Origin of the sequence: Aeromonas salmonicida subsp. salmonicida, from assembly GCF_001643305.1 — a bacterium.
GTDB lineage: Bacteria > Pseudomonadota > Gammaproteobacteria > Enterobacterales > Aeromonadaceae > Aeromonas > Aeromonas salmonicida.
Map to the genome: position 1 here is coordinate 66,778 of NZ_LSGW01000115.1, position 13,719 is coordinate 80,496.

Below are 13,719 nucleotides of genomic sequence, written 5' to 3' on the forward strand. Positions count from 1 at the left end.
CCTCAAACCGGTGTCTTGTTTACGCTACTTGGTGATGCCTCCAATCAGTTGAAGTGATGCTTGTCGATGAAGGCGCCGATGACTTTCTCGTGGAGCTCAACAGAGCGAGAAAAGCAGATGGTTTTGTGAGCTAGTCGCTTGAGGCGCGTTCTGAGCGTCAGGTTGTTACACTCGATACGTTGCGTGAAGATTTTCCCAGTCAGATGTATCTTGCAGGGGACTTCTGTGGTGTAGCTATCCCAGTCATCACTGGTGATAAAGCCAAGCTGAAGGGGGCCAACAGGCTCAGTAGTTTAAGGCATGTTTCATCGTTGCGCGGGCCAAGGGTATAGGCAACAACACGTTTTCTTTTTGGTATCAAAGGCATACCACAGCCAATATCGATTGTTTTTGTTGCCGACATACGCCCATTGCTCATCGAGTTCGTAGATAAGCGTGACATCGTCCAGCACAACTTTTTCGGTTGTCACTTGCCTTGGGGTGAGTTTTTAGGGTGCGCAGGACGGTGTTAATACCAATGTTGAGAACGCGAGCGGCATCACGAATACTTGAGCCGTTGAAGGCCATTTCAACAATCTTCTCTTTGACGCTAGGTTCACGGGCTTCATAGGTGTAGGTGAGCTGAAAAACGTGGGAGCAGGCAGGGCAACGATAGTGAATGTGGCCAGCAGGGGTCTTACCGTGGAGATAGTGGCAACGAAGACAGTGAACGGTGATGAATGCCATGAAGAGCTGAGTCTCAAAAGCACCCATCATACCGTCTCAACCGATCGGAGGCATCACCGCAATATGGTGTAAATATGTTGCCTGTGATTTTGATAATGAATTGAACGGCATCCATGGCGTGGCGGCCCATTACCTCTGGAATTATCTGGGTTGGCGCAGAATTCTGTAGCATTACGGGAAGGGAGTGGATATCAGGGACTGTCTACATGAGGTGCTGGGGCGTCACATGCAACACGTAATTGGGACATAGCCAAAATAAATCCCCGATCCGGTGCGGAATGTCGGGTAGAGGCACTGGTTGTTCTGCAGCTCAGCTGTGGGCTGGAGCTCAATAATTCGCTGAACGCTTGGCTGCGTGGCAGTTCCTTGCGAGATGAATTGGATGTGGTCTTGATCATGACACGTCTCCTGCTATGGTGGGAGAGGAAGGGGTCGTCAGGATATGCACCAGCTCATATTCGAGGTAGTCGGCCAGCCCGAGCCAGTCTTGCCGCTCTTGGCTGTGGAGCAGGGAGGCTATCAGGTCGGGTGGCAGGCTGCCCTGTTTGGTGAGAGTCTCCTGCAGCAAAATGGGCAGAGTCTGACTCGCTGCGACCGATTGTCCCAGCCGAAACTGGTGTGCCAGCGCCGTGATGCGGGTTATCAGGCTATCCCTCATAACAGGTATTCCTGATGGTAGCTGCAACCCGCTATCTCGGCCCCTTCACGGCTGCTGTTCCAGAAATGCACCTCGGGATGGCGCGCTATGTATCGCTCAAGTTCGATGCGATAGGCGGAGAAGTTCGGATTGGTCTTGACCCGCCGCCCGTGTCCATCGAGGGTCCAGCTGAGCGCCTGGCTGGCTCTGGGGCCGAGCGCCCCATCCGCCCATCCGGAGTGGGTTAGCTCGCCGGGGAAGGCAAAATCCGTTCCCAGCAGAATGACCTGCTGGCAGCCCATCTGCACGGCGAGGTCGACGGCGGGATGGATGACGCTGCCGCCCGAGTGCAGGGTTCCCTTGGGGATCTCCTGCCTCAGCGTCTGGTACATGGGACTGCGGGAGTAGGCTGCCTTGCGCGGCCCCTGCCAAGCCAGCAGGGCTGCCGTAGGGACCATGGGATAGTAGACCAGGGGGGTTTGGGCCGACTGGGCGGCAGGCAGCCTGTCGCCGTAGATGGCCTCATCGATGGTGACCACTATGTCGGGTCGGATGCCGTGGCGCAGCAAAAAAGCCAGCGCAGTATCGACGCTGATCAGCAGATAGTCCTGCCGACGGCTCTGCAACTGCTTCTGCAGGGTGGCCAGGTTGTGCTGCAGGGTCGGGCCGCTGGCGACGATCAGGGCATGTTTGCCTCGTGCAAGCCCGAACAGGCTGGCCACGTCGCCATCGCTCGTCAGCAGCTCGCGGTTTTCGGCCAGCCGGCGGGTGACAGCCGGATGCTCGGCATCGAACCTGGCGCTGGCAAACGGCAGGTCTATCTCGCTCACCAGCCGGTCCCGGATACGGGCTGCGGCGTCTTCCACCAGCTGCAGCTCGGGCGGCAGGGCGAAGAAGGGCGGGCGGATCTCGCTCTCGTCCCCCGCCATCATCAGTTCGACCTTGGAATCAGCCAGCCAGTCCTGCTGATCCAGCAGCCGCAGCACCAGGGCAAACAGGGCGCCATTCATGATCTTCACTTCCAGCCGCTTGAGGCTGGAGCGGCCCAGCAGGGCGCGCGGCAGATCGCCGAGCCCTGTGCCGTAGAGGTGCAGCACGGCCACCTCGGGCAGGCTGGCCGCCTGCAGCTCGGCCTGGATGCTCTCCACGTCCTGCGCCAGCAGGCGGGGCCAGAGGGTTGGCCAGCGCTGGCGGATAAGCCTGCCGTGCTGGGCGAACAGTTCATCACTCATCTTTGTCTATCCACTCCCAGCTCAGCGGCTGATTGGCTGCCATGTCGCGACTGACCCGCTTGCCGATGAGTCGATCGTAATCGGCGGGAGGCAGGCCGAGGGCGGGGCGCACCGACTTGATGTGGGCGGCGGTGAGCACCTCTCCGGCCGCAATATCTTTGACCAGATAGAGGGAGCGGCGAAAGGCGCGGTTGCCCTGCTCGCTCTGGGTGAGCTGGTAGTCGGCCACCCCGAGCGCCGCATGGGCGGTGTTGACCGAGGCAATGAGCTCGGTGAGTTCGGAAGGTTCCATGGAGAAGGCGCAATCCGGCCCGCCGTCGGCGCGGGCCAGGGTGAAGTGTTTCTCGACGAGGGTCGCCCCGAGCGCTGTGGCGGCGGTGGCGGTCGCCGATCCCAGGGTGTGATCGGAGAGCCCCACCTCGACGCCAAAGCGCTGGCGCAGCATGGGAATGGTGCGCAGGTTGTATTCGGCCGCGGGCGCCGGATAGCCGCTGACGCAGTGCAGCAGCGCCAGCTGGCCGCTGCCATGCTTGAGCGCCATCTCGACGGCGGCGGCGATCTCGGCCTCGTTGGCCATGCCGGTGGACATGATGAGCGGCTTGCCGGTCTGGGCGGCGTAGCGGATCAGGGGCAGGTCCACCAGCTCGAAGGAGGCAATCTTGTAGGCCGGGCAGTCGAGGGATTCCAGCAGATCCACGGCGCTGAAATCGAACGGACTGCTGAACACCGTCAGCCCCAGCTCGCGCCCCTTGGCAAACAAGGCCTGATGCCATTCCCACGGCGTGTGCGCCCACTCATAGAGGTCATACAGGCTGTGACCATCCCACAGGCCGCCGTGGATCTGGAACTCGGGCCGATCGCTTCTGAGGGTGATGGTATCGGGTCTGTAGGTCTGCAGTTTGACCGCACTGGCCCCGGCCGCCTTGGCGGCGGTCATGATGGCCAGCGCGCGTTCCAGGTTGCCGTTATGGTTGGCCGAGAGTTCGGCGATCACATAGGGCGCCTGCGCCGGGCCTATGGATTGATGGGCGATCTGCATCTGTGGTCAGGCTCCTATGCCAAGTTGCCAGCCTTGCGGCGCCGGCTGCCAGGGGGCAGGGGGCGCTATCTTGGGTGGCTCGGCAAGATAGAGGGGAAATTGGGAGAAAATTGTTTGCAAGCGATGTGCCAGCTCTTGCCATTGCTGTGGCGTGAGTGACGGATGGGCCTGCCATACCAGCTGCGGGCCGCACAGGGTCAGGGTAAGCAGAAGTCTGTCATCCTGCTGGAACCGCCACTGCTGGCCGTCAGGTATCAGTTGATAATCAGGTTGGGGCAGCAGCCAGGCGGTGAGGCGATCCAGCCCCAGCCCATCCACCTGTTGCTGGCCGCGCTGGCGATAGTCATCAGCCTGTCGCGCCAGTTGCTGCAAGGCCTGCATGAGCCGCGCCGGCTCGGCCAGCTCGTCCAGCGTCAGCCGCTCGGCCAGCTGGAAGCGGGCTATCACTTCGTCGTTGAACTGCTGGTTGTCGACTATGGGCACTGCCAGGGTCGGCAGACCGAGACAGGCCCGCTCCCAGGTCATGCCGCCGGCGGCGCCGATGGTGAAGTCGTGCTGATTCATCAACTGCGCCATCTGATCGCTCTGGCGCAGCAGCGTGATCTTGAGTTCGGGCAACTCGGCCACCCTCTGCTCCAGCTCGGGCCAGAAGGGGTTGGCGCCGCCTGCCACCAGGGTCCACTGGATGGTTCGCGCCCACGGCAAGCGGGCCAGACTGTTGAGGGTGGTGAGGCAGGCGCCGGCCGGGTCGGCGCCGCCGAAGCAGATGAGCCCTCGCTGCCACTGGCTGGTTTGTTGACGTGCCAGTTGGCGACAGGCAGGCCGCAGCAGGGCATAGTCGGTGCCAAGCAATAGTCGGCAATCGGCCGGGATCAGCGGTTGGTAATCGGCGGCTGTGCGCAGTGGTCCCTGATCCAGCAGCAACTGGCAGTGATGCGGACGGTCGGCCAGATCGTCGATCACCAGCAAGCGGTCACAGTGGACCGCCAGTTCTTGTTCGACCACGTGGTCAATTTGGTAGTGATCGAACACCAGCCAATCGGGCTGTAGTTGGGGCAGGGGGCCGGCGTCGTCCTGCGTGGTCAGAGGGTGGTGGTGATGGGCATGCAACAGCGGCAGCAGATGCGCGGGCAAGTCGTGGCAGAGGAAGTGGCACTCGGCCCCCGCCGCCCGTAGCCGATCGGCGATAGCCAGGCAGCGCATCAGGTGGCCCAGCCCGATTTCGGCTCCGGCATCGAGCCGGAAGGCGACGTTAAACGCCATCCTGGCTCAGCACCCGATAGAGCAGTTCGGCCAGGTGCCAGTCTTCCGGCGTATCTATGTCGACCACCCTGTGCCTTGGCAGAATATGGCCGATCCCTTCCCCGCCCACCGGGCTGATACCCCCCAGCCAGGCTGCGCGGCTCCCCCAGTAGAACTGGCCGGCATCCTGGTAGGCGGGTTCCAGATCCTGAGAGCGTTGCGCCATCTGCTCCGGCCAGAAGGGGCTGACTCTGCCCTGTGCATCCATGCGCACCGCCCGCTGGATGGGGAAGCCGAATTCGGCCACCGTGTAGACGAAGGGGGCCCGGCTGGCGAGCAGGCGGTCGTGGGCGGCGCTCAGATCGCCGGCCTGAATGAGAGGCACTGTGGCATAGATGCAGCAGTAGTATTCCGCTTGAATGCCGAGACCGTCGAGTTGCCGGATGGCATCGATCACCACTGGGGTGGTGCCGGTATGATCGTCGGCCAGGCTGGCGGGGCGCAGGAAGGGCACCTCGGCACCGAGTTGGCGGGCCAGGTCGGCGATCTCCTCATCATCGGTGGAGACCACAATTCGGCTGAAGCAGCCTGCTGCCCTGGCCGCCTGAATGGCGTAGGCGAGCATGGGCTGGCCGCAGAAGGGGCGGATATTCTTGCGGGGAATGCGCTTGCTGCCGCCCCGGGCCGGAATGATGGCGATGGCCATGGTGCTCTCTCCCTGAGGGACGGGGTCTGGCATCCCCGCCCGGATAATTGCTGACAACTCTTTGATTATTTTTGAGATTATACCGAGTTTTCATCTTATATTATTGAGCTTTGCTACGGAATCGCCCTGCTATGGTCGATAACATGGGCAAGTGATGGGAAGTGGGTGGTATTGAGCATGAGTTATGGTGTCGAGCTGCGCCCGGTTCAGCCGTGGGACTTGCCCACACTGAGGCGCTGGCGCAATCAGGATGAGGTACGGCTGCAGATGGTCGAACAGGCGCTCATCTCTCCCCGCCAGCAACGGCAGTGGTTTGCCAGCAGCCGTGAGCGGCCGGATCAGCAGCACTGGGTGCTCTGGTGCCGGGGTCAGCGGGCAGGCTACGTCAATCTGAAGGGGGAAGCGCGCCACCTGTTGCAGGGGCAGCCGGTGGCAGATGCGGGTCTCTATCTGGGCACCTCCACTGTGCGCCATCCCATGCTGGCCGTTGCCGCCGCCCTGTCCCAGCTCGATCAGGGTTTCGATACCTTCGAGCTCGGCTGCATCCGCACCCTGGTGCGCGCGTGCAACGGTGCCGCCCTGCGCCTGAACGAGCAGCTGGGTTATCGCCAACATGGGCAGGAGGGCGACTTTCTCGCCCTTGAACTGCAACCCGCTGATTATTATGCCGCCCGTGAACGGCTACGGAGATTTTTCAGATGACTACAGCGTTGGAACAGGTTTTTGCCGATGCCCTCGGCATAGACGTCGGCACCGTCAGCGACGGGCTGGCCTACAACAGCATTCCCCAGTGGGACTCCGTCGCCCACATGGGCCTGATCGCCCAGCTGGAGGATTGCTACGGCGTCCTGCTCGATACCGATGACATCATCGACATGAGCTCGGTCGCCAAGGCGCGGGAGATCCTGGCCAAATACGGGGTCGCCCTCTGATGCAGGGGCTGCTGCAGGGCAAGCGGGTACTGATCACGGGCGCCGGGCGCGGCATTGGCCTCGCCATCGCCCGCCAGTTCGCCGCGCAAGGAGCCGAGCTCTGGCTGGGGGGCCGCGATGAAGCGGCCATGAGTCAGCTGGCGGCCGCCCTCGGCGCCGAGTTTGGTGTCACCTGCCAGCCGCTCTGTTTCGATGTGGCCGAGCCGCAGGCGGTCAAGCAGGCCTTTCAGCAGTTGTTTGCCCAGACCCGTCAGCTGGATGTACTGGTCAACAATGCCGGGATACTGGAAGAGGGGCTGCTCGGCATGGTCAATCAGGCGCAGCTGGAGCAGACCTTCAGCCACAATGCTTTCAGCGTTGTCTATTGCAGCCAGTACGCCGCCCGCCTGATGCAGCGCAGCGGTGGCGGCAGCATCATCAATCTCGCTTCCCTGATGGGACGGGTGGGCGCCGCCGGGCTGAGCAGCTATGCCGGCAGCAAGGCGGCGGTGATCGGCATCACCCAGTCGCTGGCCAAGGAGCTGGCCACCAGCCAGATCCGGGTCAACGCCATAGCCCCCGGCTTCATCGATACCGAGATGGCGCGTGCCATCCCTGACCAGAAGTTCGCCGAGCGTCTCGCCAGCATCGCCATGGGGCGGATCGGCACGCCGGACGAGGTGGCCAAGGTAGCGCTGTTCCTCGCCTCCGACCTGTCGAGTTACGTGACCGGTCAGGTCATAGGCGTGGATGGAGGCATGTTGGTCTGATGAAGCAACTCCATCCTCTACTCGCTCATCTGCATGAGGATAACCCGGCGCCGGCCTGGCTGGATCCGCTGGATGGCTGGCTCTCCTACGGCGAGCTGGCACAGCGGGTGACACAAGTGGCGGCGACTTACCCGAGTGAGCGCAGCCTTGTCTATCTGCCCTTCTTCACCCGCACTTCCCATCTGCTGCATTATCTGGCCGCGCTCAGGCTGGGACATGCGGTGATGCTGGCGGATCCCGTTCTCCCTTCGAGCCAGCACGATGCCAGCTGCCAGCAGTTCGCAGTGACCTGCCGGGTAAATGAAGAAGGGAAGTTGATCCGTCTCAGGGATACCAGCCCACTGCTGCACCCCGAGCTGGCGGTGCTGTTGCCGACCTCGGGCAGCACGGGCAGTGCCAAGTGGGTGCGCCTCTCGGGCCGCAATCTGGCGGCCAACGCCGCCTCCATCGCCGACTATCTGGCGCTGACGGCGGCCGAGCGTGCCATCACCAGCCTGCCGCTGTTCTACTCCTATGGCCTCTCGGTGCTCAACAGCCATCTGCTGGTGGGTGCCTCCCTGGTGCAAAGCGAGGGGAGCGTGCTGGATCGCGGCTTCTGGCAGCAGGTCGAGCAGCACGGCGTGAGCAGTTTTGCCGGGGTGCCCTTTACCTACCAGATGCTGGCCCGGCTGCGCTTTGACTGGGCCCGTTATCCTTCCCTGCAGACCCTGACCCAGGCTGGTGGACGACTCGAACCCGCGCTGGCGCAGCAGTTTGCCGAGCAGGCCCTGCTGCTGGGGCGCCGTTTCTTCGTCATGTATGGCCAGACAGAGGCGACGGCGCGCATGGCCTGGCTGGCGGCGCACGAGGTGGTCACCCATCCGGATGCCATTGGTCGCGCCATTCCCGGCGGCCACTTCTCCCTGCGCGAGCTGGAGGGTGGCAAACCCGGGGAGGGGGAGCTGGTCTATCGCGGTGACAATGTCATGCTGGGCTACGCCAGCACGATCTCGGATCTGGCGCAGGGCGCTCAGCTGCAGGAGCTGGCCACCGGCGATCTGGCTCGCAGTGACGAGGCGGGCCGTTACTACATCTGCGGTCGTCTCAGCCGTTTTCTCAAGCTGTTCGGCAAGCGTATCAGTCTGGCGGAGGTCGAGAGCCAGCTTCATCGCTGGGGCTGGTCGGGTGCCTGCGGTGGGCGTGATGACTGCCTGCTGGTGGTCGTCGAACCCCGTGGCGAACTGACGGCTGACGGCTTGCAGCGCGAGCTGGCACAGTGGCTGCAGGCGCCGCCACGGGCGGTGCGGGTGATACAGGTGGCACAGCTGCCGCGCACCGCCAACCACAAGATTGACTATGCCGCCCTGACCAGACTGGCGGAGGAGGCGTGATGGAAAGCTTGCTCGCCGCCCCCATCTTCGACCTGCCCCAGGCCGCCAAACAGGCGCTGTTGCTGGCGCGGCTCAATGCCCTGACCCGTCACCATGTCGAACACTGCCCCCCTTATGCCAATGTGCTGCATGCCTTCGGCTGGACGGCAGAGGCTGCCGATTATGGCGCTCTGCCCTATCTGGCGGCCCGGCTGTTCAAGCTGGCCCAGTGGCAGAGCGTGCCCGAGGCCGAGGTGTTCAAGGTGCTCACCTCGTCGGGCACCACGGGGGCGCCATCACGGATAGTGCTGGATCGGGAGACCGCAGCGTTGCAGAGCAAGGTGCTGGTGAAGATACTGCAGGAGTTTGTCGGCAAGCAGCGTCTGCCCATGTTGCTGGTGGAGCAGCCCGCCCTCATCCAGAACCGCAACGGCTTTTCGGCGCGCGGGGCCGGTGCCCTGGGGCTCTCCTTCCTCGGCCGGGACCACACCTATGCCCTCGACGAGCAGATGCGGCCCAACTGGCCGGTGATAGAGGCGTTTTGCGACAAATACGCCGGTCAGCCTGTGTTGCTGTTCGGCTTTACCTTCATGGTCTGGCAATGCCTGCTGGAGCCCCTGCGCGAGCGCGGACTGCACATGCCCTTTGAGCAGGGCATTTTGTTTCACAGCGGCGGCTGGAAGAAGCTGCAGCATCTGGCGGTGGACAATCCCGCCTTCAAGGCGCGCTGCCGCGAGCAGTTGGGGCTGGGTCGGGTACACAACTTCTATGGCATGGTGGAGCAGGTGGGATCCATCTTCGTCGAGTGCGAGCAGGGGCATCTGCATGCCCCCGTGTTTGCCGATCTGCAGGTGCGCGATCCGCTCACCCATCAGCCACTCGGGGTCGGTCAGCCCGGTTTGTTGCAGGTGCTCTCCGCCATTCCCGGCAGTTATCCCGGCCACAGCCTGCTGACCGAGGATCTTGGCGTGCTGCTGGGGGAGGATGACTGCCCCTGTGGCCGCCATGGCCGTTATTTTCAGGTATCAGGGCGCCAGCAAGGCGCCGAGGTGAGGGGATGCAGCGACACCTTCCAGTGACGCCGCCGCAGGCGGTAGAGGGGCTTTGGTTGACGGGGCCCGACGTCAACTTCGTGGCACCGGCTGCCAGCTGGCAGACGTTCTGCCCGCAGCCGCTATCCTGTTTTGCTCCCGTCATCTGCGACTTCGTGGCGGCCCTGTCTGCACGCCTGCAACAGGAGGGACGGCGCCATCCCGATCTGGCTGCGTTCGGCTTCTGGCTGCGGCCGCGCCAGCTGGCCAGAGAGCGGCAGCGGCTGCAGGGGCGGGGGCCGATGGGGGTCACGTTTCACCTGGTGCCCTCCAACGTGCCAACTGTGGCCTTCTACTCCTGGTTGATGGCCCTGCTGATGGGCAATCCCTGCGTGGTGCGGCTGTCGTCACGCCGCGATCCGGTGCAGGAGGCCATGCTGGCCATACTGAACGACCTCTTCAGCCAGTTCGAGTGGCAGGGGATCGCCATGCGCACCCGCTTCATTCGTTATGGTTACGACGAAGGCACCACAGGCTGGCTGTCGGCCCGTTGCCGGTTGCGCATCATCTGGGGCGGCGACGAGACCATCCGCCAGGTGCGGGCCATTCCTCTCTCCCCAAGTGCACAGGAAGTGGTATTTCCGGATCGCCGCTCCATGGCGGTGCTCGACAGCCACTGGCTGGCCGGGCTGGATGCTGTGGGCTGGCAACAAACCCTGGGGGCTCTGCAACAGGACTGTACCCGTTTCAATCAGCAGGCCTGCGCCTCCCCCACTACCCTCTGCTGGCTGGGCGAGCCCGACGACGAGTTGCGCCGCCGACTGCTGGAGACCCTGTTTGCTCCCTTTGCCGACGATCCCGCTCTGGTGATGGAGCGGCTCATCCACAGTCAACAAAATGCCGCCCTGGACGGTGAGATGCAGCTGAGCGCATTCCCGGGTGTCACCTTATTGACTCCTGCCTCCTCCCTGCGGCTCGCACACGTCGGAGGAGGTACAGTCGCCGAGTTTGTGGCCGATAGCCTGAATGAGCTGCTATTGCAGCCGTGGGATATGCAGACCTGTGTCTGGGTCGGTGCACACAAGGCGCAGCTTGAGGATGCCTTGCCGAATGCGCCCACCTGCCGCATAGACAGGGTGGTGGCGCCGGGACAGGCGCTGGCATTCGAGTGGCACTGGGATGGCATCGACATGCTGCAAGTTTGCAGCCGTGGCCTCGCCCAGCATGAATAATCGGGTGTGGCTCACATAAATCCCGCAGCTTCAATGGATTAGCTTGGTCAGGCATATCTCTTGCAGTAAAACCTGACAGAGAGGGGGGAAGGGTTGACAGGGACCGTGCGGTAGCCTTGCCCATTTTCTCCTATCCGCTTTTTTTCTACTCATCTTCTCTTGGATTTCCCTATGAAAGTCAGCGTATTGGTGCCTGTCTACAATCTGGCGCGCTTCATCGAACCCTGCCTGCTCAGCCTGCTCAGCCTGCTCGGGCAGCAAACGGATTTCGAGTTTGAGGTGATCGCCATCGATGACGGCTCTAGTGATGACTCCTGGTCCATCATGCAGCGGCTGGCACGGCAGTGGCCGGGATTGCGTGTCTTGCAAAACAAAAAAAACATAGGTGTGTGCCTGACCATACGTGCTTTGCTGGAACAAGCTCGGGGAACGTATATGGTTTATGTCGATGGAGATGATTTGGCTCTACCCGGCAAGCTGCAGGCGCTGACCAATCATCTGGATAGGCATCCCGATTGTGGTTTCGTATATCACGAGGCTGAAGTATTTGATAGTGACTCAAATCGTACCACCTCGCTATTCAGCAGTGATTATTACAACGCCAAATATATCCCTGATCGAGCGGGTCCGGAACATCTGGTCCAGTATGGGCTCTTTTTCAATACCAGTTCCTGTGCTTTCCGCCGGCATGAAAGAATGTTGGATGCAGTGAATCTTGATTGCCATGTAGTGAACGACTATTCTTGGCATATTATCAATTCATCTTATCTGGGAGGAAATATAGACCGTATTTCACAGGTATATGGGCGTTATAGAGTCCATGGTGGCAGCATTTGTGGAACTATTCGTGCTTCAGATGAATGTCGTAAGCTTGCCTTGCAAGATATGCTAGCCGCGTGTGACTTAGCGCTTGACGCAGGAATGGATGAGCTGTTGGTGAAAAGGGGGAAAAGCCATCTTTGGTTTTCCGCAGCTCTGTATTTTTTGCGTGCCAGAAACTGGGCGTTGTTTGATCATTTCATTACTGATTCCGTTCAGTATCAGTGGTTTTTTGATGATCGCCATGAGTTTGCATGGCAACATAAAAATGAGCCAGAGCGAGTACTTGAGAAAATTTTTGGCTGATCGAATGCGTATTTTATTAACTGAGTCAGTAACCACATGAAAAAAATAATTCATGCTGCTTTCTGTATTGATGATTCCTTTTCCGTTCATTTGGCAGCCCTGATACATAGCTTGGGAAAATATCTCAATCAGGACTTCCAGCTGAAATGTCATATTCTAGCTAGACTTAATGGAGAGAATATATTTAAGCTATCGAAGTTGAATTCTGAAAACATAGTAATCAAGTTTCATGATAATTTACCAAGTTATAAAAACATTCCCATCAGCAGCCTCTATAATAATAGATTGAATGAGGTTGCCTATTATAGGTTTGCTATCCCGAATGTCTTGCAAAATATTGAGAAGGTTTTGTTTATCGATGCTGACATGATTGCTGTGGGGGATGTCAGCTCGCTTTGGTCGATTGAGATGGGGGAGGCAGTCGTTGCCGTGGTATCTGATCATATACTGGGATATGATAAAGAGAAACAACAGGAACGAGGAATATCCTCCGGAAAGTATTTCAACGCAGGTTTTATGCTGATGGATCTAGATAAATGGCGAGAAAAAAATATCAGTGAACAAGCATTGGGCTTACTCATTGATAATAATGGTTTTGAGCACAATGACCAAGATGCTTTAAACATTATATTGGAGAAAAAAACATTCTATCTCGATACTAAATGGAATGCTCAACCTAATCATCTTGCGCAACAGGATGTGCCTATGCCTGTCTTGGTACATTTCTGTGGTCAGGAAAAACCTTGGCATGCATATTGCATCCATCCTTTCAAGGATCATTACCTAGAAAGTCGAGCTGAAACTGAATATGCATGTGAGCCGCTACAGGCATATCTTGATCAAGATGATATGGAAATATTGTCCCGCTTAAAAATGAAATTTCCTAATGGTGCGCGTGTTGTCGTTTGGGGGGCAGGTCAGAGAGGTCGGCGCTTATGCTATGAAATGATAAATAATATGAGTCAGTATTCAATAGTTCATTTTGTCGATAATTGTCGATAAAAATATAAATGGCGAATTTATGGGTATAAAGATAAGTCACCACATTTTGGATATAAAGATGATTGATGCCATAATAATTGCATCCATCCCTTACCGGGCCGAGATTATAGATGAAATAGGGGCGAATACTGGTCTTGCTTATATATAAAATGTTTGCTTTTTTATTCTATAATCGTTTATCAGGATAATATAATGAATGTTATAATGTTTCCCTTTGACAGGGTTAAAAAGGGGGCGACAGTTGCTATATATTGCGCTGGTGAGATAAGTGAGAGCTTCCTAAACCAATTAAGTGCAGTCAACTATTGCCAAGTTTCTTGGTTAGTAGACCGAAAGTTCCAGTCAAAATAACTCCAGGAAAATTTGGTTTGTCTACCCCCAAATTTAATGGATTGGCAGCAGCCTGATCAGATTATTATTGCATCACAGGCATTCAAGAATGAGATAAGTGAATATTTATTGGAGCAGGGAGTTCCTGCATCAAAATTGATCACGATAGGGAATGAGCAAAAAATTGATGTGCTAGATCTCATCCAGGCCAGATTGAGTGCAACACCATCAGGTTATGACTGGGGAGCTTATTATAAGTCAGCTGAACTTGCTACCCTAAATAACTGATCCTAATAGAGCTACACCTTCGCTGTGCCATAGCCATTCCCGGGGAAAGGAGACACGGTATCCATGAAGTATTTCACTCGAGCCAGCAGGTTGGCCATC

Annotated in this window: 14 protein-coding genes and 2 pseudogenes; 10 read left to right on the top strand and 6 right to left on the bottom strand. The window is 58.8% G+C overall.

Going from position 1 to position 13,719, the window contains the following annotated elements; translation table 11 throughout:
- Window positions 1-44 precede the first annotated feature (44 nt).
- Window positions 45-749: pseudogene (locus AXW79_RS22590) on the bottom strand (IS1 family transposase).
- Window positions 750-838: 89 nt separating this feature from the next.
- On the opposite strand from AXW79_RS22590, the pseudogene AXW79_RS23255 reads away from it, so the two are divergent.
- Window positions 839-976, top strand: a pseudogene (locus AXW79_RS23255) (IS1595 family transposase); the annotation flags it as partial.
- A 144-nt stretch (window positions 977-1,120) separates the two neighbouring features.
- Here AXW79_RS23255 and AXW79_RS21015 read toward each other — a convergent pair.
- The 5 genes from AXW79_RS21015 to pseF are packed head-to-tail and all read right to left on the bottom strand — an operon-like array spanning window position 1,121 to window position 5,582.
- Window positions 1,121-1,384, bottom strand: coding sequence for a hypothetical protein (locus AXW79_RS21015; RefSeq protein WP_011898236.1), 264 nt, complete (start codon window positions 1,382-1,384; stop codon window positions 1,121-1,123).
- On the bottom strand, window positions 1,381-2,595 hold the full coding sequence (locus tag AXW79_RS21020) for a motility associated factor glycosyltransferase family protein (RefSeq protein ID WP_011898237.1): 1,215 nt from the start codon (window positions 2,593-2,595) through the stop codon (window positions 1,381-1,383). Before AXW79_RS21020 ends, AXW79_RS21015 begins: the two co-directional genes overlap by 4 nt.
- Window positions 2,588-3,634: a pseudaminic acid synthase gene (gene pseI, locus AXW79_RS21025; RefSeq protein ID WP_005318264.1), complete on the bottom strand. Its 1,047-nt coding sequence runs from the start codon at window positions 3,632-3,634 to the stop codon at window positions 2,588-2,590. The genes AXW79_RS21020 and pseI overlap by 8 nt, the downstream gene beginning before the upstream one ends.
- Window positions 3,635-3,640: 6 nt before the next feature.
- Window positions 3,641-4,897 (bottom strand): UDP-2,4-diacetamido-2,4,6-trideoxy-beta-L-altropyranose hydrolase, encoded by a 1,257-nt coding sequence (pseG, locus tag AXW79_RS21030; protein ID WP_005318266.1) that lies wholly within the window; start codon window positions 4,895-4,897, stop codon window positions 3,641-3,643.
- The gene (gene pseF / locus AXW79_RS21035) at window positions 4,887-5,582 is read right to left on the bottom strand and encodes a pseudaminic acid cytidylyltransferase (RefSeq protein WP_005318267.1); all 696 of its coding nucleotides are present in this window, start codon (window positions 5,580-5,582) and stop codon (window positions 4,887-4,889) included. Before pseF ends, pseG begins: the two co-directional genes overlap by 11 nt.
- 165 nt (window positions 5,583-5,747) lie before the next feature.
- Here pseF and AXW79_RS21040 point away from each other — a divergent pair, with 165 nt between their 5' ends.
- The 9 genes from AXW79_RS21040 (at window position 5,748) to AXW79_RS23485 (ending at window position 13,620) form a co-directional block, all read left to right on the top strand.
- Window positions 5,748-6,284: a GNAT family N-acetyltransferase gene (locus AXW79_RS21040; protein ID WP_011898238.1), complete on the top strand. Its 537-nt coding sequence runs from the start codon at window positions 5,748-5,750 to the stop codon at window positions 6,282-6,284.
- On the top strand, window positions 6,281-6,514 hold the full coding sequence (locus AXW79_RS21045) for an acyl carrier protein (protein WP_005318271.1): 234 nt from the start codon (window positions 6,281-6,283) through the stop codon (window positions 6,512-6,514). The genes AXW79_RS21040 and AXW79_RS21045 overlap by 4 nt, the downstream gene beginning before the upstream one ends.
- Window positions 6,514-7,263 (top strand): SDR family NAD(P)-dependent oxidoreductase, encoded by a 750-nt coding sequence (locus AXW79_RS21050; RefSeq protein ID WP_005318273.1) that lies wholly within the window; start codon window positions 6,514-6,516, stop codon window positions 7,261-7,263. The genes AXW79_RS21045 and AXW79_RS21050 overlap by 1 nt, the downstream gene beginning before the upstream one ends.
- Window positions 7,263-8,633: an AMP-binding protein gene (locus AXW79_RS21055; protein ID WP_005318275.1), complete on the top strand. Its 1,371-nt coding sequence runs from the start codon at window positions 7,263-7,265 to the stop codon at window positions 8,631-8,633. The genes AXW79_RS21050 and AXW79_RS21055 overlap by 1 nt, the downstream gene beginning before the upstream one ends.
- Window positions 8,633-9,691 (top strand): LuxE/PaaK family acyltransferase, encoded by a 1,059-nt coding sequence (locus AXW79_RS21060; RefSeq protein ID WP_005318277.1) that lies wholly within the window; start codon window positions 8,633-8,635, stop codon window positions 9,689-9,691. Before AXW79_RS21055 ends, AXW79_RS21060 begins: the two co-directional genes overlap by 1 nt.
- Window positions 9,670-10,875 (top strand): acyl-CoA reductase, encoded by a 1,206-nt coding sequence (locus AXW79_RS21065; RefSeq protein WP_011898239.1) that lies wholly within the window; start codon window positions 9,670-9,672, stop codon window positions 10,873-10,875. The genes AXW79_RS21060 and AXW79_RS21065 overlap by 22 nt, the downstream gene beginning before the upstream one ends.
- A 171-nt stretch (window positions 10,876-11,046) precedes the next feature.
- The gene (locus AXW79_RS21070) at window positions 11,047-12,000 is read left to right on the top strand and encodes a glycosyltransferase family 2 protein (RefSeq protein WP_011898240.1); all 954 of its coding nucleotides are present in this window, start codon (window positions 11,047-11,049) and stop codon (window positions 11,998-12,000) included.
- A 36-nt stretch (window positions 12,001-12,036) separates the two neighbouring features.
- Complete coding sequence (locus tag AXW79_RS21075) at window positions 12,037-13,002, top strand: glycosyltransferase family 8 protein (RefSeq protein ID WP_005318284.1); 966 nt, start codon at window positions 12,037-12,039, stop codon at window positions 13,000-13,002.
- Between the two features lie 387 nt (window positions 13,003-13,389).
- The gene (locus AXW79_RS23485) at window positions 13,390-13,620 is read left to right on the top strand and encodes a hypothetical protein (protein WP_050804894.1); all 231 of its coding nucleotides are present in this window, start codon (window positions 13,390-13,392) and stop codon (window positions 13,618-13,620) included.
- The last annotated feature ends 99 nt before the right edge of the window (window positions 13,621-13,719 follow it).

Bases quoted from the DNA above. Each gene is read 5' to 3' on its own strand.
- pseI (WP_005318264.1), bottom strand. From the start codon at position 3,634: ATGCAGATCGCCCATCAATCCATAGGCCCGGCGCAGGCGCCCTATGTG.
- pseF (WP_005318267.1), bottom strand. From the start codon at position 5,582: ATGGCCATCGCCATCATTCCGGCCCGGGGCGGCAGCAAGCGCATTCCC.
- AXW79_RS21075 (WP_005318284.1), top strand. From the start codon at position 12,037: ATGAAAAAAATAATTCATGCTGCTTTCTGTATTGATGATTCCTTTTCC.
- AXW79_RS21015 (WP_011898236.1), bottom strand. From the start codon at position 1,384: ATGAGGGATAGCCTGATAACCCGCATCACGGCGCTGGCACACCAGTTT.
- AXW79_RS21070 (WP_011898240.1), top strand. From the start codon at position 11,047: ATGAAAGTCAGCGTATTGGTGCCTGTCTACAATCTGGCGCGCTTCATC.
- AXW79_RS21045 (WP_005318271.1), top strand. From the start codon at position 6,281: ATGACTACAGCGTTGGAACAGGTTTTTGCCGATGCCCTCGGCATAGAC.
- AXW79_RS21065 (WP_011898239.1), top strand. From the start codon at position 9,670: ATGCAGCGACACCTTCCAGTGACGCCGCCGCAGGCGGTAGAGGGGCTT.
- AXW79_RS21020 (WP_011898237.1), bottom strand. From the start codon at position 2,595: ATGAGTGATGAACTGTTCGCCCAGCACGGCAGGCTTATCCGCCAGCGC.
- AXW79_RS21050 (WP_005318273.1), top strand. From the start codon at position 6,514: ATGCAGGGGCTGCTGCAGGGCAAGCGGGTACTGATCACGGGCGCCGGG.
- pseG (WP_005318266.1), bottom strand. From the start codon at position 4,897: ATGGCGTTTAACGTCGCCTTCCGGCTCGATGCCGGAGCCGAAATCGGG.
- AXW79_RS21055 (WP_005318275.1), top strand. From the start codon at position 7,263: ATGAAGCAACTCCATCCTCTACTCGCTCATCTGCATGAGGATAACCCG.
- AXW79_RS23485 (WP_050804894.1), top strand. From the start codon at position 13,390: ATGGATTGGCAGCAGCCTGATCAGATTATTATTGCATCACAGGCATTC.
- AXW79_RS21060 (WP_005318277.1), top strand. From the start codon at position 8,633: ATGGAAAGCTTGCTCGCCGCCCCCATCTTCGACCTGCCCCAGGCCGCC.